Source organism: Aquabacterium sp., from assembly GCF_036279655.1.
Lineage (GTDB): Bacteria > Pseudomonadota > Gammaproteobacteria > Burkholderiales > Burkholderiaceae_C > Aquabacterium.
This window is the reverse complement of the sequence record NZ_DASUIT010000095.1, coordinates 1-23,001: the sequence shown is the minus strand read 5'-3', so window position 1 is coordinate 23,001 and position 23,001 is coordinate 1. Positions and strand designations below refer to the sequence as shown.

Annotated in this window: 19 protein-coding genes; 10 read left to right on the top strand and 9 right to left on the bottom strand. The window is 65.6% G+C overall.

The window, feature by feature from the left end:
- Window positions 1–27 precede the first annotated feature (27 nt).
- Window positions 28–1,053, top strand: a complete 1,026-nt coding sequence (locus VFW84_RS11515; RefSeq protein ID WP_329680600.1) for a glycosyltransferase family 2 protein — start codon at window positions 28–30, stop codon at window positions 1,051–1,053.
- Window positions 1,050–2,165, top strand: a complete 1,116-nt coding sequence (locus VFW84_RS11510) for a glycosyltransferase family 1 protein (RefSeq protein ID WP_329680599.1) — start codon at window positions 1,050–1,052, stop codon at window positions 2,163–2,165. The genes VFW84_RS11515 and VFW84_RS11510 overlap by 4 nt, the downstream gene beginning before the upstream one ends.
- Here VFW84_RS11510 and VFW84_RS11505 read toward each other — a convergent pair.
- The 4 genes from VFW84_RS11505 to glnE all read right to left on the bottom strand — a co-directional run bounded on the left by VFW84_RS11505 (window position 2,101) and on the right by glnE (window position 8,002).
- Window positions 2,101–3,261 (bottom strand): DUF1972 domain-containing protein, encoded by a 1,161-nt coding sequence (locus tag VFW84_RS11505; protein WP_329680598.1) that lies wholly within the window; start codon window positions 3,259–3,261, stop codon window positions 2,101–2,103. The genes VFW84_RS11510 and VFW84_RS11505 overlap by 65 nt on opposite strands.
- 144 nt (window positions 3,262–3,405) lie before the next feature.
- A complete protein-coding gene (locus tag VFW84_RS11500) occupies window positions 3,406–4,407 on the bottom strand; it encodes an EpsD family peptidyl-prolyl cis-trans isomerase (protein ID WP_329680597.1) in 1,002 nt (333 codons plus the stop codon).
- 137 nt (window positions 4,408–4,544) lie between these two features.
- Window positions 4,545–5,135: a rhomboid family intramembrane serine protease gene (locus VFW84_RS11495; protein ID WP_329680596.1), complete on the bottom strand. Its 591-nt coding sequence runs from the start codon at window positions 5,133–5,135 to the stop codon at window positions 4,545–4,547.
- Window positions 5,108–8,002, bottom strand: a complete 2,895-nt coding sequence (gene glnE, locus VFW84_RS11490; RefSeq protein ID WP_329680595.1) for a bifunctional [glutamate--ammonia ligase]-adenylyl-L-tyrosine phosphorylase/[glutamate--ammonia-ligase] adenylyltransferase — start codon at window positions 8,000–8,002, stop codon at window positions 5,108–5,110. Before glnE ends, VFW84_RS11495 begins: the two co-directional genes overlap by 28 nt.
- A 120-nt stretch (window positions 8,003–8,122) precedes the next feature.
- On the opposite strand from glnE, the gene VFW84_RS11485 reads away from it, so the two are divergent.
- Window positions 8,123–12,547: a YhdP family protein gene (locus tag VFW84_RS11485; RefSeq protein ID WP_329680594.1), complete on the top strand. Its 4,425-nt coding sequence runs from the start codon at window positions 8,123–8,125 to the stop codon at window positions 12,545–12,547.
- On the opposite strand, the gene VFW84_RS11480 is transcribed toward VFW84_RS11485, so the two are convergent.
- On the bottom strand, window positions 12,522–13,211 hold the full coding sequence (locus VFW84_RS11480) for a DUF4197 domain-containing protein (RefSeq protein WP_329680593.1): 690 nt from the start codon (window positions 13,209–13,211) through the stop codon (window positions 12,522–12,524). The two genes, VFW84_RS11485 and VFW84_RS11480, sit on opposite strands and share 26 nt — an antisense overlap.
- Before the next feature lie 64 nt (window positions 13,212–13,275).
- Here VFW84_RS11480 and VFW84_RS11475 point away from each other — a divergent pair, with 64 nt between their 5' ends.
- Window positions 13,276–13,725 (top strand): TlpA family protein disulfide reductase, encoded by a 450-nt coding sequence (locus VFW84_RS11475; protein WP_414638967.1) that lies wholly within the window; start codon window positions 13,276–13,278, stop codon window positions 13,723–13,725.
- A 21-nt stretch (window positions 13,726–13,746) separates the two neighbouring features.
- On the opposite strand, the gene VFW84_RS11470 is transcribed toward VFW84_RS11475, so the two are convergent.
- Window positions 13,747–14,937 (bottom strand): hypothetical protein, encoded by a 1,191-nt coding sequence (locus tag VFW84_RS11470; RefSeq protein ID WP_329680591.1) that lies wholly within the window; start codon window positions 14,935–14,937, stop codon window positions 13,747–13,749.
- A gap of 96 nt (window positions 14,938–15,033) precedes the next feature.
- Here VFW84_RS11470 and VFW84_RS11465 point away from each other — a divergent pair, with 96 nt between their 5' ends.
- From VFW84_RS11465 to VFW84_RS11445, 5 genes are all read left to right on the top strand, one after another.
- Window positions 15,034–15,630, top strand: coding sequence for a hypothetical protein (locus tag VFW84_RS11465; protein WP_329680590.1), 597 nt, complete (start codon window positions 15,034–15,036; stop codon window positions 15,628–15,630).
- Between the two features lie 21 nt (window positions 15,631–15,651).
- Window positions 15,652–16,110: a PTS fructose transporter subunit IIA gene (locus tag VFW84_RS11460; RefSeq protein ID WP_329680589.1), complete on the top strand. Its 459-nt coding sequence runs from the start codon at window positions 15,652–15,654 to the stop codon at window positions 16,108–16,110.
- Complete coding sequence (locus VFW84_RS11455) at window positions 16,079–16,348, top strand: HPr family phosphocarrier protein (protein WP_329680588.1); 270 nt, start codon at window positions 16,079–16,081, stop codon at window positions 16,346–16,348. Before VFW84_RS11460 ends, VFW84_RS11455 begins: the two co-directional genes overlap by 32 nt.
- Window positions 16,349–16,536: 188 nt before the next feature.
- Window positions 16,537–17,793 (top strand): SphA family protein, encoded by a 1,257-nt coding sequence (locus VFW84_RS11450; RefSeq protein WP_329680587.1) that lies wholly within the window; start codon window positions 16,537–16,539, stop codon window positions 17,791–17,793.
- A 33-nt stretch (window positions 17,794–17,826) separates the two neighbouring features.
- The gene (locus VFW84_RS11445; RefSeq protein ID WP_329680586.1) at window positions 17,827–18,501 is read left to right on the top strand and encodes a chalcone isomerase family protein; all 675 of its coding nucleotides are present in this window, start codon (window positions 17,827–17,829) and stop codon (window positions 18,499–18,501) included.
- Window positions 18,502–18,524: 23 nt separating this feature from the next.
- Here the strand turns inward: VFW84_RS11445 and VFW84_RS11440 are convergent, their stop codons facing one another.
- Genes VFW84_RS11440 through queC form a run of 3 tightly spaced genes read right to left on the bottom strand, consistent with a single transcriptional unit; the run spans window position 18,525 to window position 21,788 of the window.
- The gene (locus VFW84_RS11440) at window positions 18,525–20,429 is read right to left on the bottom strand and encodes a M48 family metalloprotease (RefSeq protein ID WP_329680585.1); all 1,905 of its coding nucleotides are present in this window, start codon (window positions 20,427–20,429) and stop codon (window positions 18,525–18,527) included.
- A 13-nt stretch (window positions 20,430–20,442) separates the two neighbouring features.
- Window positions 20,443–21,036, bottom strand: coding sequence for a LemA family protein (locus tag VFW84_RS11435; RefSeq protein ID WP_329680584.1), 594 nt, complete (start codon window positions 21,034–21,036; stop codon window positions 20,443–20,445).
- Entirely contained in the window at window positions 21,033–21,788 is a 756-nt protein-coding gene (gene queC, locus VFW84_RS11430; protein WP_329680583.1) for a 7-cyano-7-deazaguanine synthase QueC, read from the bottom strand. The genes VFW84_RS11435 and queC overlap by 4 nt, the downstream gene beginning before the upstream one ends.
- A gap of 187 nt (window positions 21,789–21,975) precedes the next feature.
- On the opposite strand from queC, the gene VFW84_RS11425 reads away from it, so the two are divergent.
- A complete protein-coding gene (locus VFW84_RS11425; RefSeq protein WP_329680582.1) occupies window positions 21,976–22,752 on the top strand; it encodes a ferredoxin--NADP reductase in 777 nt (258 codons plus the stop codon).
- Window positions 22,753–23,001 lie beyond the last annotated feature (249 nt).

The window sequence follows — 23,001 nt, the reverse complement described above, 5'->3', positions numbered from 1 at the left end:
TCCCACTGCCCTGCCCACGCCTTGCCCATGATGCCTCTTGATGCCGATGGTGTGCCTTTGGTGGCGGTGGTGGTCCTCAACTTCAGGGGCTGGCAGGACACGCTGGCCTGCGTGCATTCGGTGCTGGAGGCCGGCAGCTCACGGGCCCGCGTCACCGTGGTGGTCTGCGAGAACGGATCCCCCGATGACTCCCTGCAGCGCCTGCAGGCCCAGTTGCCAGCCCAGAATCCGGCACGCTCCTTCACCCAGCTGACCCGCCCCGAGGTGGCCACGTTGGCAGCCAGCAGGCACCCAGTGAAGCCCGCAGACATCGTGTTGATCGACAACCAGGAGAACCTGGGCTTTGCCGGCGGCTGCAATGTCGGCATCCGCTGGGCACAGGCGGCCGGTGCCGATTTTGTCTGGCTGCTCAACAATGACACAGAGGTGATGCACGGCACGCTGGACGCCTTGCTGGAGCACATGCAGCAGGATCTTCGCATTGGTCTGTGTGGCAGCAAGCTGGTCTACCACGATGCCCGGGACACGATCCAGGCTCGGGGCGGCGCGGTGTTCGACCCGCGTCAGGCCATCGGACAGCATCTGGGTGTGGGCGAAGCACTGGATTCACCAGAAGACCCCTCAGCCATCGAGTCCGCCATGAACTATGTGGTGGGGGCCTCCATGCTGGTGTCGCGCGCGTTTCTGACGCGCGTGGGGCCCATGACAGAGGACTACTTCCTGTTCTACGAAGAGCTGGACTGGGCCATGCGCGGCCAGCGTCAGGGCTTCCGCCTGGGGTATGCACCACGCAGCGTGGTGCTGCACAAGGAGGGCGCCACCATCGGCACCAGCCACCGAGGGCGCAGCTCGCCCCTGGCCATGCGTTTGTTGAGCTTCAACCGGCTGCTGTTCACGCGCCGCTTCTACCCGGAACACCTGGGCTCCGTACGGCGACGCATGGCGCTGGAGGTGCTGGTCTTCATCAAGCGGGGTGAGTGGGCATCGGCCTGGGCGCTGGTGCGTGCCCTGGCGGGTGTGCGCCCATCCCTCCCCCATCATCGAGCAGCATGAGCCATACCTTCACGATCGGCGTTGACTTCCACACCTGGGATGGCATTTTCCAGGGGGCACGCAGTCATGTGCTGGGCCTGTACAAGGCAGCGATCCGCCAGGCCCCGGACATCCGCTTTGTGTTCTTTCTGGAGGACACGGCATCGCTGCGGGCCCAGCATCCTGAGTTCAGTCTGCCCAATGTGGAACTGGTGGTGATGGGGCATGGCTCAGGCACCAAGCGCCTGGCGCTGCAACTGCCCTGGCTGCGCTGGCGCCACGGGGTGGACATCCTGCACACGCAATACCGCGTGCCTTTGATCCCCATGGGCAAGACGGCCTGCACACTGCACGATGTGCTGGTTGAAAGTCATCCGCAGTTCTTCACGCCTTCGTTCGTGAGGGCGTTCAAGCTGACCTCACGCATGGCCATCCGGATGGCGTCTGCTTTGTTCACGGTGAGCGAGTTCTCGCGCAGCCAGTTGGCCCTGCTGGGCGCCAGGGATGTGGCCGTGACCTACAACGCCGTGGACACGAGCCGCTTCTACCCGGGCGACGACGGTGCCGATCTGGTCCGAGCCCAGGGCCTGACGCCGGGGCAGTACATCGCCACGATCGGGCGACTGGAGCCGCGCAAGAACCATGTGTCTCTGGTTCAGGCCTGGGATCGACTGGGGCCCGATGCCCCACCACTGGTGATCGTGGGCCAACGTGACTTCAGCTTCGACGAGGTCTTCAAGGCCATCGCCAAGGTCGCACGACCTGACAAGGTGCACGTGCTGGAAAAAGTGGATGACCGCAGTTTGCCAGCCGTGATGCGCCATGCAGCCTTGTTCGTGTATCCGGCTTTTGCCGAAGGCTTTGGCATGCCCGTGGCCGAGGCCATGGCCAGTGGCGTGCCGGTGATCACCTCCAACACGACTTCGCTGCCGGAAGTGGCGGGTGACGGTGCGGTGCTGGTGGACCCGGCGGACGTGGCGTCCATCCATGCGGGGATGGCCCGCGTCCTGGCAGATGCCGCACTGCGGGCCGAGCTGGTGCGCCGAGCCAGCCTTCAGGTGACGCGCTTCAACTGGGAGTCTTCTGCCCAGGTGCTGCTGTCACGCATGCGTCAGGTGATGGGCGAGGCTTGAAGGGCAGGAAGCGCTCCAGCAGTTTTTCATATTCGCCCAGCACGATGGGCCAGGTCAGGGCACGCTTGAAGCGGCGCAGACTGGCGTCGCGCATGTCGGACATGGCCTTGCCGTTGTCGAGAAGCTCATCAAAGCATTTGCTGAGCGTGTCGACCGAATCGAAGTAACGGGCGCCTTCGCCAGCCACCCATCGGTTGAAGCGGTTATCGTGAGCAATGACGGCGTTGCCGGCGCCCAGCGCCTCCACGAGCGAGGGGTTGGTGCCCCCCACCTGATGGCCATGCACGTACATGGCGCAGTGAAAGCGCAGTGCCTGCACGACAGGCGCATCGTAGATGGCCCCGGGGAAGAGGACTTCGTCGCTGGCAGCGGCCTTGACGGTGCGGTGATAGGCGTTTTCCTGCTGATAGGTGCCCAGCACGATCAGCTTGTAGCCACGCGGGCGGGCGGAAAATGCCTTGACGATTTCGTAGACGGAGTTCTCGGGCTCAGGACGCGCAATGACCGTCAGGTAACGCCCAGGCTCCACGCCAAGTTTGCGCACAGCCTCTGTGGGGGCATCGGTGACGGGCACGGCGCCATAGGGAATCATGGTGATCTTGTCACCGCTGACCCGTGTCATCAGGTGGGTCTTGATGGCAGGGTTGTCCGCCACAAGATGGTTGCCCACCAGACACCCCATCCAGTCGTTGAGCCAGAACCAGGTCTTGGCCACCGCCCCCCACTTGGCACGGATCCATTCAATGCCATCCATGTTGATGATGTTGGGGATGCCCTTGAAACGCAACACCGCATCGAAGATGGCCGTGTTGTAGCCCAGGGTCAGGCACAGATCCTTGTGCTTGGCGGCATGCTGGATGGAGATCCAGTCGAAGATGATGGTCGACAGTGCACCCTCACCTTTGACTGGCATGCGGATACGCTCAATGCCGTTCCAGGTATCGTGAAATACGGGGCCGCTGCCTGACTCCTGGCAATAGACGATGACCCGCCAGCCGTTGTCGCGCAGGTACAAGGCCAGGTGTTCGGCAAACGTCTCGAACCCGCCGTGCGCAGCAGGCACGCCACGGATACCAAGAATCCGGAGGGTCTTCATGGAGCTCGTTGTACTGCTGTATTGTTGTGTATCGTCGTGGTGATCCGGGTCTCGATCCGGTGGCCATGAGGAGGAAGACCCCTGCCGATGCAGGGCTCTTCCCAGGGCATATCACACACGACCTAACGAACTCTCAGGACAGAATCACTTCAGGCCGGACAGGCCCTTGTTGAGCGCTTCCGCATCCAGGCCGGAAGCGGCAGAAGCCGCTGGCGCAGCCGCTTCTGCAGGAGCGACCGGAGCCTGTGCCGATGCAGGTGCGCTGGCAGGCTTGTCTGCAAACTTGCCAACGTATTCCACCTTGGCGGCGGCACGGAGTTCCTTGACGTGATTCTTGAGCCATTCACCACGCTTGGTCTCGGTCAGGAAACGCTCGATGAGGGGGCGAGCCTGATCAAAGGTCAGTGGCTGCGGACGGCTGGCCACAACGAGCACGGCCTTCATGCCGCCCTTGCCTTGCTCATACAGGGCCTGACCATCCTTGAGGGCACTGATGCGGCCGACCAGAGCCAGTGGCAGGGATTCGGCGGGCTGGGTGACCTGATTGACGGCGAACTTCAGACCGGAAGACTTGAGCACATCCACAAAGCCTTGCACCGAGTCGGTGGCCTGCAGCTTGGCTTGCAGGTCAGTGGTCTGAGCGGCCTCACCCTGGATCGTGAACTCCTGGAGCATGTAGATGCGACGCTCACTGAACAGGCCAGGATTGCCATCGAAATACTTCTTGACCTCGTCCAGCGACGGTGTGCCCACGGCAGCAGCGGCCGCCTTCTCGTAGTAGGCGCGCGCCAGCAGGCCGCGACGGGTGGCATCCAGCATCTGGACGATCTTGGGGTCACGATCCAGCTTGGCTTCTTCAGCCTTCTGGACAGCCACTTCCTGATCGATCAGGCTCTCAAGGATCTGACGGCTGGCAGCATCGGCCTGCTCGGGCTTGAGGCCCTGCTGACGCTCGAGCACCAGGTTGATCTGGTGGACGGTCACTTCCTGGTCGTTGATGCGGGCTGCAGCCTGGCTGGCACCCTTGGGCTTGTCGTCATCGCCACCGAAACATCCGGTCAACAGGGCAGCGGCCACCACTGCAGGAACCAGGGCCAGGCGAGACAGAGTGCGTTGGTGTTGACGGGTTTGCTTTTGGACTTGCATAGACGGGTTGATTGAAAGGTTGAGCGATGAACGCTTCTGCTGGACTCACGTTGGAGTGTTTGGTTCCCGCGGGACTTCCCTTAAACAAAAGGAATGATGAGTGTACGTTGCGAATACGCGGGTTTGAGGCCAAATGTTCAGAATCGAACACGGTGAAATCCCGCAAGAAGCAAGCCGAAAACTGTGCCCATCAAATGTGACAGCGGGACCAGAGGGACGCCCAGACCAGGGCGATCGGCCAGCGGGAGCCCGCCCGATACATCCAGACACACCTTGAGCAACAAGGCGCCTGTCAAGGCCAGGGAGGCCATGCGCCCTGTGGTGAACCAGGCGCTCACCCCCAGGATGGCCACGCCGGCATGCAGCACGCCGGACGCCCCCACATACCAGTCCAGGCGGGGATCGAGCATCAGGCCCAGGTGCAGCAAGGGCCAGGCCAGCAGCCACATGAGGGCGTCACCCGGCGAGGCCCGCAGGGCCAGCCCCAGCACCCCGACCAGGGCCGCCGCCGCGAGATTGCCGATGAGATGGGCCTCGCTGGCGTGCACCCAGGCCGGGGTGATGGCCGCCCACCAGGGCATGCCCGCCCAGCCTTGGGAGGGGTGCAGCGCCCACAGCGAATGCTCGGGATGACCCACCCACCCGGCGACCCAGGCCGGCAGCAGCACGGCCAGCGCCACGGCAGGCCAGGCCAGCGGGCTCAGGCGCCGGGAAAGACGTGCTGCCACAGCGCCAGACCGGCCGTGCGTTGTGGCGCCGAGTTGGCAAAGGCCTCACCGACGAGTTTGGTGGGTGCCTCGTCCAGGCGCGCCCTGTGCTGCATGCGGCGCAGCTCACGGTAGGCTTGCCCGGCCTGGTGTCCCACGCCCTCGGGCAACAGACCGACGTCTTCAGCACGATGCAGCAAGGCGATGTTGCCGACGTTGTCCATCAGCTCGGGGTGCTGGTGGCTGTGCGCCAGCACCAGGTACTGAACGGCGAACTCGATGTCGATCATGCCGCCGTGGCTGTGCTTGATGTCGAACTCGCCCTCGCCGGTGCGATGGGCCTCGCGCATGCGCTCTCGCATGGTGACGACTTCGTCGCGCAAGGCGGCAGGGTCACGCACGGTGGACAGCACGGCGCGCCGGGTGGCTTCGAAACGCTCGGCCAGGGCGGGCTCGCCGGCGCACCAGCGCGCCCGGGTGAGCGCCTGGTGTTCCCAGGTCCAGGCGGTGTTGCTGCCGCGCTGGCGCTGGTAGTTGTCAAAGGACTGGAATGAGGTCACCAGCAAACCAGAGTTGCCGTTGGGGCGCAAGGCGGTGTCGATGTCGAAGAGCTCGCCCGCCGAGGTGCGCAGGGTGAGCCAGTTGACGAGCTTGCGGGCAAACAGCAGGTAGGCGTCGATGGGCGTGGGCGTGTCGGGGCCGGCCTGGGGGTCAGGGGCGTCGTCCTGGGTTTCGTCGTAGAGGAAGACGATGTCGAGGTCGCTGCCGTAGCCCAGCTCCTTGCCACCGAGCTTGCCGTAGGCGATGACGGCAAAGTGGGGTTGATGGTTGACAGCCCAGGCGCCTTGCTTGCCCGGCCGTTGCTGCAGATGCGACCAGGCCCAGCGCAGTGCCAGGTCGAGCGTGGCATCGGCCAGGGCGGAGAGGTCATCGGCGACCTGCTCGACGGTGATCAGGCCTTCGATGTCGCGCACCAGGGTGCGGAAGATCTCGGCATGGTGCGAGCGGCGCAGGGTGTCGAGGAGTTCTTCCTCGCTGGCCTGACCGGCGCGGACCCAGGCGTTGTGGCGGTCGGCCAGGTCCTTGAGATAGGCCTGGCGGTCAAAGCGGCCGTCCATGAGACGCGGGTCGGCCAGCTCGTCGATGACGCCTGGGTGCTGCATGAGGTAACGCGAGGGCCAACGGGCCAGGCCCAACAGGCGCAGCAGCCGCCGCAATACCTCGGGGCGCTCGGCCAGCAGGGAGAGGTAGCTGTCACGGCGCAGCAGCGGACCCAGCCAGTCCATGAAGCGTTGCACGGCCACATCGCCCAGCGGCGCAGGCGGGGGGGCATCGGGGCCGGCACCGGGATCGGGCTCCGGCTGGACATAGGCCAGTTGGGTGGCCCGCGAGATCAGCTTGGCCAGACGGATCTTGGCGGCATCGGCCAGCATGGCCACCTTGGGTTGCTGGGCGAACTCGTGCACGCGCGACGCGATGGTGCCCGGCAGCGAGACAAGGAAGTCCTCACTGTCGACCGGCAAGGCAGGGCCGCACCCTTTGCAACCACCACTCTGCCCTCCCCCGCGGCCGTCATGCAGAAGGGCGTCGAACTCGGTAGCGACGAACTCGCGCACCTGGCACAGCGCCGTCATGAGCTGGCAGGCGCCGCTGCGGCAGTCGTCGTCCGGGTTCGGGTCCACGCTGGCGTCCAGGCCCAGGCTGGAGGCGATCCAGTTCAGGTCCTTGTCGTCCATGGGCAGCAGATGGGTCTGCTGGTCGTCCAGGTACTGGATGCGGTGCTCGATGCGGCGCAGCAGCACATAGCTGTTGGCCAGGCGCTGGGCGGTGTCGGTGGGGATCAGGCCGCGCGCGGCCAGACGTGTGAGCGCCTTGACGGTGGAGCGGGTACGGATCTCGGGGTACTGACCACCCCGCACAACCTGCAGCAGCTGGACGGTGAACTCGATCTCGCGGATGCCCCCGCGCGAGAGTTTGACGTCGTTGGCACGCTCCGGGCGGCCGGCGGCACGGCGGTTGGCCTCGTCACGGATCTTGCGATGCAGTTGGCGCAAGGCTTCGAAGACCCCGTAGTCCAGGTAGCGGCGGAACACAAAGGGCATGACCACATCACGCAGGGCCAGGGAGCGGCTGTGATGCGCGCCCCCGGGCATGGCGTGGCGCGGCGCGACGATGCGGCTCTTGAGCCAGGCAAAGCGCTCCCACTCGCGTCCCTGCACCAGAAAGTAGTCCTCCAGCATGGACAGGCTGACCACGGCGGGGCCGGAATTGCCATTGGGTCGCAAGGCCAGATCGACACGGAAGACAAAACCGTCTTCGGTGGTGTCTCCGATCAGGGTGGAGAGCTTGCGCGCCACCTGGGTGAAGTACTCGTGGACGGACACCTGGCCCTTGAGGCCACCCCGGCCATCGTCGACACCGGCGGTCTGGCCATCGCATTCGTAGACATAGATGAGATCGATGTCGGACGAGACATTGAGTTCGCGCCCGCCCAGCTTGCCCATGCCAACCACCCACATGTCGATGCGCTCGCCCTGGGCATTGAGGGGGGCGCCGTAGCGGGCGTCGAACTCTGCCTGCGCATCGGCCAGTGCACGGTCGAGGGTGACCTCGGCCAGTTGCGTCATGGCGCCGGTGACATCGCCCAACAGGGCATGCTGCTCGACATCCAGCGTGGCCAGACGCTCCAGCACCAGTTGCCGCGCCACCCGCAAGGCGCTGGTCAGGGAGCGCCCCTGAGCCAGAAGCTGGTCGATCAGGGTCTGAACCGGACCCTGCAAGGGCACACCGGCATCGATGCGTTCGAAAAGCTCACGCTCGGCCGCATATCGGCGGCGAATGCGTTGAACGTAGCGGGAATAATCTGCCGAAACAGTCGTGGACGTCATGAAGGGGCTAGGCCAGTTTTGTGACAGGGTCGTTACGTTCAGCCATGAGCCAGCAACATGTCTATGCTAGGGTTACTGCCGGGCTGAAGGCCCCATCCAGATGGAAGATATCGCTGTTTCATGCCCATGAATGCTCCTGCGCCCGCACGCGCACCTGATGAAACCCCTGCACGGACGCCGCGCAAGGGATGGTCCCGACTGTGGCGCTGGGCCCTGGCCGTGACCGTGTTGCTGGCAACCTTGGGTCTGGGGGCATGGTGGTTCCTTCTGACACAAATTGTGCCCAAAATTGACCAATGGCGTGCGCCCTTGGCGCAACAGGTCTCCAAGACCCTGGGCGTGACCGTGACTATTGGGCGTGTCTCGGGCCAGTCACAGGGGTGGCAACCCGAACTGACGCTCGACGATGTCCGCTTCCTGGACCCTCAGGGGCGCCCCTCTCTGCAGCTGCCACGGGTCACGGCCCGCTTGTCTGCCGCCACACTGTGGCCCACATCGATCTGGCGCAGGGAGGTGCATGTGGACCGCCTGGTGCTGGTGCGCCCGCAACTGGCCGTGAGGCGCGATGCCCAGGGACGGCTGCATGTGGCCGGCCTGATGTTCGACCCCGCGCGCACCCGCGGCACCGACAACCCCGCCGCCGACTGGCTGCTGGGCCAGGAGCTGATCCGCATCGAACAAGGCGCCGTGATCTGGACCGATGAGATGCGGCAGGCCCGCCCTCTGTCGCTCAGCAGCGTGGACATCGACCTGCGCAACCACCCCGGCCTGGGCCGGCGTCTGCACGACTGGACGCTGGCCGCCACGCCACCGGCCGCGTTCGGCCGCCGCTTTTCGATCAAGGCCTCGTTGAGGCAGCCGCTGTGGGCGCTCACGTCGGCTGCGGCAGGCTCAGGTCGTTCTTGGCAGCAATGGCTGGGCGAGGCCACGCGCCCGAGCGACTGGCGCACCTGGTCCGGCCTGATCACCCTGGACCTGCCTCACGTGGATGTGCAGTCACTGAAAGAGCACGCCACCCTGCCCTTCGATGTGCAGGGAGGGCGCGGGCGCGTGGCCCTGAGCGTGGCCCTGCACGATGGCCAGCCCCAGGATCTGACCTTGGGCGCCCACGTGCAGGACGTGTCCATGCGCCTGGGGCCGCAGTTGCAGGCGCTGGCCTTTCGCCAGGTGCGGGGGGTGATCACGGCGCGGCATGAGCCCACCCAGACCACGCTGGCCTGGCGGGAGCTGAGTTTCACGACCGACGACGGCCTGATCTGGCCAGCCAGCCAGGCCAAGCTGCAGTGGCAGCACGCCCCCGCCACCCGCCCCCGGCAGTCAGGCGCCGCGCCCGTGCTGCTGCCAGAACTGCAGGGCGAGGTATGGCGACACACGACGCAAGGCCGCTTCGAGACGGACCGGCTGGATCTGGCTCTGCTGGCGCGACTGGCAGACCGCCTGCCCCTGGCCGATGGTCTGCGCCAGCAACTGGCGAGCCTGGCCCCGGTGGGCCTGGGCGAGCAGCTCAAACTGAGCTGGACAGGGCCGGCCGACAACCCCTCGCGCTACGAAGCCGAGGGCCATCTGACAGGCTTGAGCTGGCAGGCCGGCGCGGAACACCCGGGCCTGGCGGGTGCCACCTTGCGCTTCAAGGCCCATGAGCGCGGAGGCCAGGCCACGCTGTCCATCCAGCAGGGCTGGGCGGAGTTTCCCGGGGCGTTCGAAGAACCTCGCATCCCGGTGGACACGATGCAGGCCAAGGTGGACTGGACCCTGAGCCCTGCGAAACAGGCCGGGCTGCCACCAGCCATTGAGCTCAAGATCTCCGAGGCCAGCTTTGCCAACGCCGATGCCGAGGGCGCCCTCAATGCCACCTGGCGCACCGGCCCGGGCACCGGCGTGGGTGCGGCCGGTCGCTACCCGGGCTCCCTGATGATGACGGGACAGCTCCACCGAGCCGAGGGACACCGGGTGTGGCGTTATCTGCCCGCCGTGATGCTGCCTCAGGCTCGTCACTATGTGCGCGATGCCGTGCGCAGTGGTCGCTCACGAGATGTGCGCTTCGAAGTCCATGGCGACCTATGGCATTTCCCGTTCAAGGACGATCAGGGCGGGCGCTTTCGCATCACGGTGCAGGCCGAGGATGTGACGCTGGACTATGTGCCCCAGGGTCTGGTGTCGCCAGACATCGCCCCCCCGGCCGGACAGGCGCGGGCGCCGTACTGGCCCGCGTTCACCAAGCTCAACGGCACCCTGATCTTCGAGGGCCAGGGCATGCGGGTGGTGGACACCACGGCGGTGCTGGGCTCGGTCGGATCCGGCACCTATGCCCTGAAGAATGTCAGCGGCCGCATTGCCGATCTGGACCACCCCGATCCGGTGCTGACCATTCAAGGCGAGGGCAGCGGCCCGCTCAATGACCTGCTGCAGTACATGGCCGTGTCGCCGGTGGGCGAGTGGACCGGGCAGATGCTGGGTCAGGCCCAGGGCCAGGGGCGTGGCAACCTGACCCTGGCGCTGACGCTGCCGATCAATCACATTGCCGATGCCCAGGTCCATGGCCAGGTCACCCTGAGTGACAAGGACCAGGCCTCCTTGCGTCTGGCCCCAGGCGTGCCCATGATGCACAACGCCAGAGGACAGGTGCAGTTCACGCAGGACATGCTCAAGGTGAGCGCACGCACCCGAGTCTGGGGGCAGGAGGTGCAGGTGCAGGGCTCCAGAGATGCCCAGGGCGTGCCGCGCTTCCAGGCCTCCGGCCTGGTGTCGGCCGAGGGCTTGCGCAGCGCCAGCGAGTGGCCGGCCGTGGCCCGACTGGCACAGCGCATGAGTGGGCAGACCCCCGTGTCAGTGTCGGTGGCGCTGACGCGCATCAAGTCGCCCAATGGCGGCGTGAGCGGCTTCTCCGCCCGGCCGGAATTGCAGGTCAGCAGCACCTTGCAGGGGCTGGGCCTGGACCTGCCCGCCCCGATGAACAAGGAGGCAGCAGCCACCTGGCCTTTGAAGGTGATCCACCGCCATGACGACCCCGAAGGCAAGAGCGACACCCTGCAGGTGGACCTGAGCGGGCCCGTGCTGCTCAAAGCGGATTACCGGCGAGACCTCAAGGGGCCGCAGCCCAAGGTGCAGCGCGGCACGCTGAGCCTGAGCCAGGGCGCCACGCCCGCCCCGATGCCCTTGCCACCCAGCGGTGTCATGGCGCGGATCCTGTTGCCGACCCTGGACCTGGAAGCCTGGCAGCAGGTCGACCAGTTGCTCACCGCGAGCGCACCAACCGGCGCCGCTGGCCCGGACCCCTCGGAAGACTTCCTGCCCGACACCCTGAGCCTCAAGGTCGATGCCATGAGCTGGCGTCAGCGCACCTTGCGCCAGGTGGCCGTGACCCTGGCCCACCCCGGGCCCGGCATCTGGCGCGCCCAGATCGATGCCCAGCAACTGGCCGGCCAGATCGAGATGCGACCGGAGAGTGCCGCTGCCTTGCCTTCCGGGGCCGGCCCAACCAGCCGCGTGGTGGCGCGCCTGAGCCGCCTGTCGGTCCCGGCGGCCGACGCCGAGGCCTTCACGGATCAGGCCGCACAGCAGATGCTGAGCACGGAAGCGGCCAGCGTGCCCGCGCTGGACATCGTCATCGACCAGTTCGACTGGCGTGGCGTGCCGCTGGGCAAGCTGGAAGTCGAGGCGGTGAACCGCCTGAACATCAGCCCCGGCAACCCGCCCTTGCCCGAGTGGCGCCTGACCAAGCTGCGCCTGAGCAACACCGATGCGCAGTTGAGCGCCACGGGCAACTGGACCGCCCTGGGGGCCCAGCAAGCGGCCGCCACGCCGCTGCGCAAGGGCGTGCGCGCACGGCATCGCGCGGCCTTCAGCTTTGCGCTGGACCTCCACAACTCGGGCAACTTGCTGAACCGGCTGGGCATGCCGCAGACGCTCAAGGGAGGCAAGGGCAAGATGTCGGGTCAGGTGGCCTGGCTGGGGTCACCACTGGAGCCCGATGCCTCGAGCATGAACGGCGATGTGACCGTGAACATCAATGAGGGCCAGTTCCTCAAGGCCGAGCCCGGCGTGGCCAAGCTGCTGGGCGTGCTGAGCCTGCAGTCCTTGCCGCGCCGCCTGATCCTGGACTTCCGCGATGTGTTCCAGCAGGGCTTTGCCTTCGACCGCATCGAGGGCGATGTCAAGATCACACAAGGGGTGGCGGCCACCCGCAATCTGCGCATGCGGGGCGTGCAGGCCCTGGTGCTGATGGAAGGCCAGGCCGATCTGTCCCAGGAGACGCAGAACCTGCGTGTGTTCGTGGTGCCCGAGATCAATGCGGGCACGGCCTCGCTGGCCTACGCGGCCATCAACCCGGCCATCGGCCTGGGCACCTTCATTGCCCAGGTGCTGCTGCGCAAATCCATCGTGGAGGCCAGCACGCGGGAGTTCACGATCACGGGCTCGTGGGCAGACCCGCAGGTGGACAGGGTGCAGCGCAGCACGGTGCCGGCCGCCGCGGGGGAAGAGCCCGCGTCAGCCGCCTCCGGGGCGGCACCGCCCAAGGTCAAAGCGAGCCAAACACCTTCTTGAGGATGGCGCTGCCCGTGCCCACCGGGTCCTGACGGATGAGCTTTTCCTGCTCGCCGATGATCAGGTAGAGGCCATCCAGCGCCTTGGCCGTGACGTACTGTTCGACATTGGCCTGCTCACCCTTGAGCAGGCCCAGGCTGGCCGCTTTGCCCGCCACCGCGTTGTAGCGCTTGGCCAGGGAAAGCCGCTGGGTGACCTTGGTGACGATGGGCAGGAACTGCTCACCCAATGGCGTGCGGGTCTTGTCGGCAAAGAAGGTGGTGACCGAGGTGTCGCCGCCCGTGAGGATGCGCTGCGCATCGGTGACCGACATGGATTTGATGGCCGACTTGAGCAGCGGCAGCGCCAGCGGCACGGCCTGCTCGGCCGCGCGGTTCATGGTGGTGACCAGCTCATTGAGCTGCTTGCCCTTGCCCATGCTCTTGAGCAGCGGGGCAGCATCCTCCAGCACCGAGGGCAGATGGATGCGAACTTTTTCATTGCCCAGGAATCCATCGGGTTTGCCCAGTTGAGCCACGGCAGCGTTGGCACCGCGCTCCAGGGCCGTGCGCAGGGCCTGTGTGCCCTCGCTCTGCGTGAACAGTGAAGCCGACCAGACCGTGGGCGCCACAGACCAGGCCCCTGCCCCCACCAGCGACGACAATACGAGACGACGTTGCAACATGGATGAGTCCTTTATGAACAACCGACGCCGCTTCACGGCTGCTGCCCTGAGCCTGCCTTTGCTGATGCTGGCAGGCTGCTTCGGGGATGATCAGGCCAGTGTACCGGACCTGCCTTTCACGCAGCTCGATGGCAGCGCGCACCGCTTGAGCGATCTCAAGGGCAAGGTCACGCTGATCAATTTCTGGGCCACCAGTTGCAGCACCTGCGTGCGCGAGATGCCCCAGATCGTGTCGACCCATCAGAAGTACCACGCACAAGGCTATGAGACCCTGGCTGTGGCCATGGACTACGACCCGCCAGCCTACGTGGCGGCCTTTGCCCAGAGCCGGCAGTTGCCCTTCCGGGTGGCCATCGACCACGACGGCAAGCTGGCACAGGGCTTCGGGCCCGTGCAACTGACGCCCACCACCTTTGTGGTGAACAAGCAAGGCAAGATCGTCAAGCGCTATGTGGGCGAGCCCGACTTCAAGGCACTGCACACCCTGATCGAAACCCTGCTGGCCGAAGGCTGAGCACCGCCAGCCCCCGCGGGGTCACATGGTCCGGGCCAGTTCGTACACCAGGGCCGATGGCAGCGAGCTGAGCACGGCCTCGCGCCCCACGCGCGCGATACCCGTGGGGCTGACGCTGGAGATGTCAAAGACGTTGCCGTCCTCCAGGATCTCGATGAGGACGAACTCAGGCACCTCACGGCGGATGCTGGCCACCAGATGGTCCAGACGCTGGCCATGCAGTGAGTGCTCGAAGATGATGGCGTGCGGCAGCGCCTCGCCACAGAACTTGACGGCCTCGCTGACCGACGACACGAAGTCGACCACCAGCCCCATGTTCTTGATGGATTCGCGCACCAGCAGACGCAAGTCGCGCCGTGCGGCCACCACCAGGATGTGGCTGCCCGCCAGCGGCATGGAGTTCACCGAGGTGGAGTACCCCTGGTCGTGGTCCTGCACAGGCTCGGGGTCGGCCATCAGCGGGTTGACGGTGTGCGGAAACTCGATCATCAGGCGCACCGTGGTGGGGTCGATCTCGCGCTCGACCTTGAGCCCCATGGTCAGGGAGATCTGATCGAGCATGTGCCAGGTCAGACCATTGACCGCATGGGGGATGTCACCCGGGGGCAGGCCATCGGAGAAATCGGCGGGGCGATGGCGCAGGCGCACTTCAAGCTGTGCATGGGCGGGCCAGGCCTTGATGTCCAGGCGGACATCCACGGTGCCGTGGGCGCAGGACAACCACCAGTCGACCAGGCCGTTGAGCAGGGAGTGCAGCATGGGCGCATCGGCCTGCACCTCCACGGCGCTCATGGTCTGGTTGACCTGGATGCCCTTGCCTTGCAGCTCACGCGCACGGTGGGCCAGCACGCTCTGCACGGTGTTGGTGAGGTGCACGCGTTCGTGCGACTGCCGGGTGCGACCCGCAGCCAGACGGGAGATCTGCTGGCACCAGATGCCGGCCTGACGGGCTCGATTGACCTCGGCCACCAGGGCCTTGAGGCCCGCGCGATCGATGCGGCCGGTGCTCAGGAGGGCGTCAACACGCTCCAGCGCGGTGGTGAGGGGCTCGGCCAGTTCGCGCCCGACCTGGGCGACCAGCTCCTGAAAACGCATCAGATCCGACTGGGTGCGCTGCCAGGTGACCATGTCCACCATGCCCTCCGGTGGCGCGGCCGAAGCGAGCGTCAGCGAAGGCTCCGTCTTGGAAACGGGCAATGTGACATAGTTCATGGTGATCCCCCAGTGCTATTCATGTGGGATGTTACGGGTTTACACGCAACTGTCCATCCCAAAGACGGGTGTTACCCCGCCCGACCATTCCACCATATGCAATACTTCACGGTGTTTCGATTTGTGAGCGCGGCCACGGCGGCCTCAGGGCTTTTGCTGGCGCTCATGGCCTGTGCACCCAGCCTGAACTGGCGGGAAGTGCGCCCCCCACAGGGGCAAGGCCTGGTGCTGATGTTCCCGTGCAAGCCCGAGCACCATGAGCGGCGCCTGACCCTGCCTGGCCTGAATGGCGGGCCTGTCACCATGCACCTGCTGTCGTGCGAGGCGGATGGCAGAACCTGGGCCCTGAGCTATCTGGACGCCAGCACCCCCGAGCGCTGGCTGCAGGCCCCCCACGCCCTGAGCGATGCCCTGTGCGCCAATCTGTCCGTGGGACGCCCCGCCAGTGGTGATGCACGACGAGACCTGGGCCCGGCCGCCGTGCCCGGCATGACGCCACACCCCGCCGCGCGCATCTGGCAGATGACCGGTCAGCGCCCGGTGAGCGCCACGACGTTCGAGGCGGCACAGGTTCAGACCTGGCTTTTCACCAAGGGACTGAGCGTGTTCCAGGCCAGCGTGTGGGCGCCAGCGTTGCGGGAAGACGACCCCGGTCTGAAGGCCTTTGCATCAGGCTTCAACTTTCCGCACTGAGAAGCCGATAATCCTTCAGGTATGCCCGGTCTTCTGATCATCGCCCACGCCCCCCTGGCGTCCGCCCTCAAACTGGCGGCCAAACACACCTTCGCCGAACTGGCCGAGGGAGTGGAGGCGCTGGACGTCCCCCCCAACCTGCCGCCTGAAGAAGTCGAAGCCCAGGCACGGGTGCTGCTGGCCCTGGTCCAGGAGCGAGACAGCCGCCACGAGGCGCTGGTGCTGGCCGATGTCTTCGGAGCCACGCCGTGCAATGTGATCCAGCGTCTGGCCGATGGGCTGCAAGTCAAGGTGATCACGGGCTGCAATGTGCCCATGCTCTGGCGGGCCATGAACTACGCCCACGAGCCCTTGGATATCCTGATCACCCGCGCCCTGGCTGGCGGCACGCAGGGGGTCATGCAGATTGCCTCTTCCCGCCCGCAGAACCAGACCCTTCAGCCCACCCATGATCAAGACCACCGTCACCATCAGCAATAAGCTCGGGCTGCACGCGCGCGCCTCGGCCAAACTGACCAAGCTGGCCAGCAGCTTTCCTTGCGAAGTGCACCTCAGTCGCAATGATCGTCGGGTCAATGCCAAGAGCATCATGGGCGTCATGATGTTGGCCGCCGGCGTCGGCACCACCATCGAACTGGAATGCGATGGCACCAAGGAGCAGGAGGCCACCACCGCCTTGCTGGCCTTGATCAACGACAAGTTCGGCGAAGGCGAATAAGCCTGCCCGACGGCGCCCCGGTCTGCCAGGCGTTGCACCTGCGCGACAAAGTGGCCCCCGGTATTCCCTCAAGGGGGCACGAATCCATGGATGAGTCGCCCCCCTGTGGCGCAAACTAGCGAGCCCTATTCATTTGGTGCGTTATCCGTCGATAACCGCCTGTGATGACACCACCCAGAGGATCACTCATGAAGTCGAAGTCCACATCCATGCACGTCCTGTCCCTGACGCTGATGGCCGGCGCCGTGGCTGCCGCACTGGCCACGTCGGCACAGGCTGCGGAGAACCGCGCGCAACGCTACACCGCTGGTCTGGGCGGCAGTGATCTGACGTCGATGCTGGTGCCCGGGTGGTATGGCCAGGTCGCCATGATCCACTACCACGCCACCAAGCTGAAGGGCAACGACGGCAAGGATGTGTCCACCGTGGCCGGTGGCGTCGTACCCGCCGCCTCACTGGCAGGTCTGGCTGCCCAGGCCGTGGTAACCAACACCAGCAACAACGCCTTGCTGGCGCCCACCGCCACCAACGTCGGCACAGCCCTGGCCGGCACCGGCCTGGCCTACACCAGCCGCCTGTCCAACTTCCGCGCGGATGCCTATGTCATGTTGCCGCGCATCACCTACCTGAGCACCCAGAAGTTCCTGGGTGCCCACCTGGGCTTCACGGCCATGCTCCCCCTGATCGAGCGCCAGACGGCGCTGTCGGGCGTGACCTCCTTTGCCAACAGCTCGGCCGTTCAGAGCGCCATCAGCACAGGCGTGCTGAACACCACGGGCAGTGCGCCCCTGGCCGCTGGCGTGTCGCAGGGCGTGGTGTCCGGCGTCCAGAGCAATGTGAACACCCAGGCCGCCGCCACCCTGGCCGGACGCTCTGGCTCCAACGCCGGCTTCGGTGACCTGGAGATGGCACCCATCCTGAACTGGGAGATCGGTGACCATCAGACGGTGACTTTCACGCCCACGGTGATCTTCCCGACGGGTGAGTACGACAAGGATCTGGCCGTGAACCCCGGTTTCGGCAAGTTCTACACCTTCCGCCCCTCGGTGCAGTACGGCTTCATCGGTGATGGCTGGGACGTGGGCGCCCGCGCGGTGCTGTCCTTCAACACCCGCAACACCGAGACCGACTATCGCAGCGGCAATATGTTCAATCTGGACTTTGCCCTCATGAAATTCGTGAGCGAAGACATCCGCCTGGGTGTTCAAGGCTATGTGGTGCAGCAATTCAGCAAGGACACCAGCGACAATGCCACCGAGCAAGCCGCCATCGACGCCGAAGGCGGCCGCAAGATGCGTGTCTATGGCCTGGGCCCTGCACTGGCATGGGTGGTCAATGGCGGTGAAATGATGGTGGAAGGCAAGGTCATCAAGGAATTCAACGCCCGCAACCGTGCGGAGGGCGCCACCTACATGCTGACCGTCTCCAAGCCCTTCGGGCTGTGATCCACTGCCTGGCCCTACCTGAGGTGACTGTTCATGCAAGAACCTGAGATCCTGACGGCAACATCGATGGATGAAGCGGTGTCGTCCAGCTCCCGGCGCCAGTTCGTGATGGGTGCTGCCGCAGCGGCCCTGGCGCCATGGGCCACACCGGCTCAAGCGGCCGTCACGCTCGAAGGCGTCGAGCTGGAAGAGTCCGTGGTGGTCGGCGGCCGCAAGCTGATCCTCAATGGGGCCGGTGTGCGTCGGCGAGGGTATTTCAAGGCCGATGTGACGGCCTTGTACCTGCCCGAGAAACGCACCACCGCAGAAGGTGTCATGAAGCTCGATGGCTACCGTCGCATCCAGCTCAACATCCTGCGTGAGTTCACCTCGTCCACCATCTCCCGCATCTTCATTGCCGACTTCAAGCAGGCCGCCACGGAAGAAGAGTTCAAGAAGCTGATCGACGTGATCAGCCAGATCGGTGCGGCCTACAGCAACGTCAAGCGCGTGGTCAAGGGCGACGTCGTCAATCTGGACTGGGTGCCCGGCAAGGGTTGGATGGCCTTCCACAATGGCAAGATGCTGACGGTCGAAGGCGCTGCGGCCTCGATCAACAACGAGCTGGCCTATCAGATCTACCTGCGCATGTACATCGGTGCCAATGCGCCTGAAGACCTGCGCAACGGCCTGCTGGGCCTGACCAAGCTGCCCCGAACGGGCGATTGAGCCGAGCGCGCCGCCCTGGGCCCTCAGGGCTTGGGGTAGTGCGCCGCCAGTGCGGGCGGCAAAGGTGTGTCGAGCAAGCCGGCCGTCAGCCTCAGGGCATCGGCCGTGTCCGGTGACAACAGCCCGCCAGGGCTGTGGTTGAGGGCTTCTTCCACCCAGGCGCGCACCAGTTGCGGGCGCATCATCCATGAGAGTTCCTGCACCCCTGACAGGGCGTGCATGAGCGCATCGGCATCCGGCGGCAGGCACTCGGGTGGGGTCACGCCCTCGCCCACGGTGTAGCAGCGCCCCATGACGGCCTTGAACCAGGCACGCCCCTCGGCTGAGGGCGAAGCATTGCTGCTCTCCACCGGCAGCAGCCGCGCGAGATAGGCCGTGAATTGCGCCACGTGGGCGCGCTCTTCCTCATTGAGCTGCACCAGATCTCGCCCCTGGCCTGTCACCGGTCGGATGAAGGCGTGCCGCGTGTTGACCTCCCCCATGCGGTGACGCAGGGCCAACCACCACAGCCTGTCGCGCGCACTGACCTTGCCGTCGGCACGCAGCAGCTCTCGCGTGGCCACCACCAAGGCGCGGCGCTGCTCCACGCCTTCGTAGGCCATCTGAGCCAGTTGCCGCTCAAATTCGGGCACACGCCAGACGGCCGGCAAGCTCTGCACATCGGCCAGGATGGCCGCGGCACCGTGCAGGTCGCGGGTGGACTGCATCCAGAACCGCTGCTCGGCCTCGTTGTCGGGCCTCATCATGAAGGCCAGCAAGGCCATGCGCCGCTGCAAAGGGCCAGACAGACGCTGCAAGCGACCCAGGGCCTCGGTGGTGTCAACGTCCGGCAGGCGACGGGGAGGACTCACTGGCGACGGATCAGAAGCCGGCGGGAGCGGCGGTGCCAGGCGCGCCACCGTGCTGTCATTGCGCGGCTCCAGGCGCACGGGCTCATCCATGCTGCGCCCGGCTGTCGCGGGCAGCGGCGCGCGTGGCCCGCCATACAGTCGATGGATGCGGTCGGCCAGAGGCGGATGGGTCGCCAGCCAGGGAGCGGCCCAGCCGCCATCGGTGAGCCAGAGAAAGCTCAACGCATCGGCATGGGGGTGGTGCAGCCTGGCGGTCGCGACCTGCCGTTCATGCCAGACCTTGCGCAGGACCTGGCCCAGGCCGTCGCGCGATCGGGTGTACTGCACGGCCCGGGCGTCGGCCAGGAACTCGCGTTGGCGAGAGACGGCCGCCTGAAGGATGCGCCCGGCCAGCCAGCCCAGCCAGCCCACGGCCGCCACCGCGGCCCCGATCAACCACGGGATCGGATGGACACGCCCCTGATCATCGGCCTGCATCCAGCTCGCGCCCCAGCCATGCACCAGCGACAGGCCCCAGACCAGCGCCAGCAGCCGCATGCCCAGACGGCCATCGGCTTCCGCCAGATGTCCGAACTCGTGGGCCACGAGGCCCTGCAGCTCATTCCGTGTGAGCCGATCCAGCGCTCCCCGGGTCACACACAGGGCCGAGGTCTGCGGTGTCCAGCCGACCACGAAGGCATTGATGGCGCCTTCGCGCGGCAGCACGAACACCTGCGGCAAGGGCTGCCCGGAGGCCAGCGCCATTTCGTCCACGACATTGAGCAAGCGGCGGTTCAGGGCATCGCCCGTGTCCTGCACTTCGACGCCCCCCATCCAGTGCGCCACGCGCACCCCGCCACCGTCTCGCAAGCGCCAGGACTCGACCCAGCAACCGCCCAGCACGAAGAGCACGACGATGGCGGTGTTGGTTTCAAAGAACAGCGCCGGCCAGCCCGGATAAAAAGGCATGACCAGCTTGAAGAGCAGTGCCAGAACGGCGTTGATCACGCACACCAGGCCCAGCACCAGCACGGCAAAGCACAGCAGCAAACGCAGGGTCTGCGCGCGCGCCAGGTGCTGTTGCTGCCAGAACCGCATGTCCGGGCACGCTCTAGAGCGTCACCTTGATGGCCGCGCGCTCCGCATCGCTCTGGGTGGCCTGCAGCATGGCCGCCTCCTTGAAGCCGAACACCCCCGCCACCAGATTGGCGGGAAAAGCCTGGGCCGCGTTGTTGTAGTCCAGGGTGGCATCGTTGAACAGCTGGCGCGAGAAGGCCACCTTGTTTTCGGTGTGCGTGAGCTCTTCGCTCAGGCGCTGCAAGGTCTCGTCGGCCTGGAGTTCGGGGTAGGACTCGACCACCGCGTTGAAGCCCCGCATGGCGGCGCTCAGCACGTCTTCGGCCAATGCCAGGCTCTTGACCGGGCCGGCCTGGCTGGGGCGCGATCGCACCAGGTCGCACGCGGCGATGGCCTGGTTGCGCGCAGCCGTGACGCGCTCCAGCGTCTCACGCTCATGCACCAGGTATTTGCGGGCCACCTCGACGAGATTGGGGATCAGGTCATGGCGACGCTTGAGCTGCACATCGATCTGAGCGAAGGCATTGGTGATCTCGTTGCGCAAGCGAACCAGGCGGTTGTAGGCGCCCACGCCCCAGAAAAAAAGCAGGGCCAATGCGGCCAGGGTGATGATCTGCGTGGCGCTCACGACGCGGTGCTCCCGAGAAAGAATTGTTCATGGCCTCGCCGACGCAGATCGCAGGCCGGGCATTGGCCGCAACCATAACCCCAGGCATGGCGGGTCTGACGATCCCCCAGGTAACAAGTGTGCGTGTGCTCGATGATGAGCTCGTTGAGCGGCGCCCCGCCCAACTGGTCGCTCAGGGCCCAGGTCTGCGCCTTGGTGAGCCACATCAGCGGGGTTTCGATGGTCATGGGCGCATCCAGGCCCAGGCTGATGGCCACCTGCAGGGCCTTGAGTGTGTTGTCGCGGCAATCGGGGTAGCCTGAAAAATCGGTCTCGCACATGCCCCCCACCAGCACAGAGGCACTGCGCCGGTAGGCCAGCGCCGCCGCAAAGTTCAGAAACAGCAGGTTGCGCCCGGGCACGAAGGTGTTGGGCAAACCATTGGCCTGCATCTCGATGGCCCGCGACTGGGTCAGGGCGGTGTCGGAGATCTGCCCCAGCAGGCTCAGATCCAGCAGGTGGTCATCGCCCAGGCGCGCGCCCCAGTGCGGGAACTGTCGCGCCAGTTCCTCACGCACGCGGCCGCGGCAATCGAGTTCAATGCGATGCCGTTGACCGTAGTCAAACCCCACGGTTTCGACGCGCGAGTAGCGCTGCAGCGCCCAGGCCAGGCAGACGGTCGAATCCTGCCCGCCGGAAAACACCACCAGGGCAGTGCGCGGATCGAGCGGCGAGGCGAAGGCCTGCACAGACTGAGAAGAGAGATCGGTCATGAGATGGATGATCCGCTCCCTCCAGCAGGAGCGCTTATGCCGATTTCAGCACAGCTTATGCCTGACAGAAGGCCCCAGAGACGCGGGGGTGGATTCACGAGGGTGCCCGTTCTCGGGGACAATAGCGGGTTTTCGATCAGAAGTCACACTAGCGTGCCGCCTGCGGCCGCGTCGGGATTTGTCAAACATGGCTGCCTTTAACGAAGAGACCGTTACCTACGTTCACCACTGGAACGACACGCTGTTCAGCTTCAAGACGACACGTGACCCGGCGCTGCGCTTTGCCAGCGGGCACTTCGTCATGATCGGCCTGGAGGTCAACGGCAAGCCGCTGATGCGTGCTTACTCGATCGCCAGTGCCAACTACGAAGAGCACCTGGAGTTCCTGTCCATCAAGGTGCAGGACGGCCCGCTGACCTCGCGTCTGCAACACCTGAAGGTGGGCGACAAATTGCTGGTGAGCCGCAAGGCCGTGGGCACGCTGGTCGTGGACGACCTCAAGCCTGCGATGAACCTGTACCTGTTCGGCACGGGCACGGGCCTGGCGCCCTTCATGAGCATCATCCAGGACCCCTACACCTACGAGAAGTTCGAGAAGGTGGTGCTGGTGCATGGTGTGCGCACGGTGAGCGAGCTGGCCTATCACGACTTCATCAGCGAAGAGCTGCCTGACCACGAGCTGCTGGGTGAGCTGGTCCGCGACAAGCTGATCTACTACCCGCTGGTGACCCGCGAGCCCTTCCGCAACCAGGGCCGCCTGACGGACCTGATCGTCAACGGCAAGATGGCCGCCGACATCGGCTTGCAGCCGCTGAACCCGCACACCGACCGCGCCATGATGTGCGGCAGCCCGTCGATGCTGACGGATCTGTGCAAGATCCTGGACGAGCGGGGTTTCAAGATCTCACCGTCGCAGGGTGAGCCGGGGGATTACGTGATTGAGCGGGCCTTTGTCGAGAAGTGAGTAATCACTGACGCCCTGTGAGAAGCCTTGGCCTTGCCAGGGCTTTTTTGTTTTTGCGTGAGAGCGCAGGGCTGGGGCGGCGGAGGCCTGTCGTTCGGGCTTCAAGTGGGCGGTCCCGCGCAGCGGGACCACCCACTTGAAGCCCGGCCTACAGGCCCCCTCCGACCCAGCCCTGCGCTCTCACGCCAAAGCGCTCAACACGCTCTCCATCAAAGCCCTCGAAGCGCTTGCATCAATTTAATAATTCAA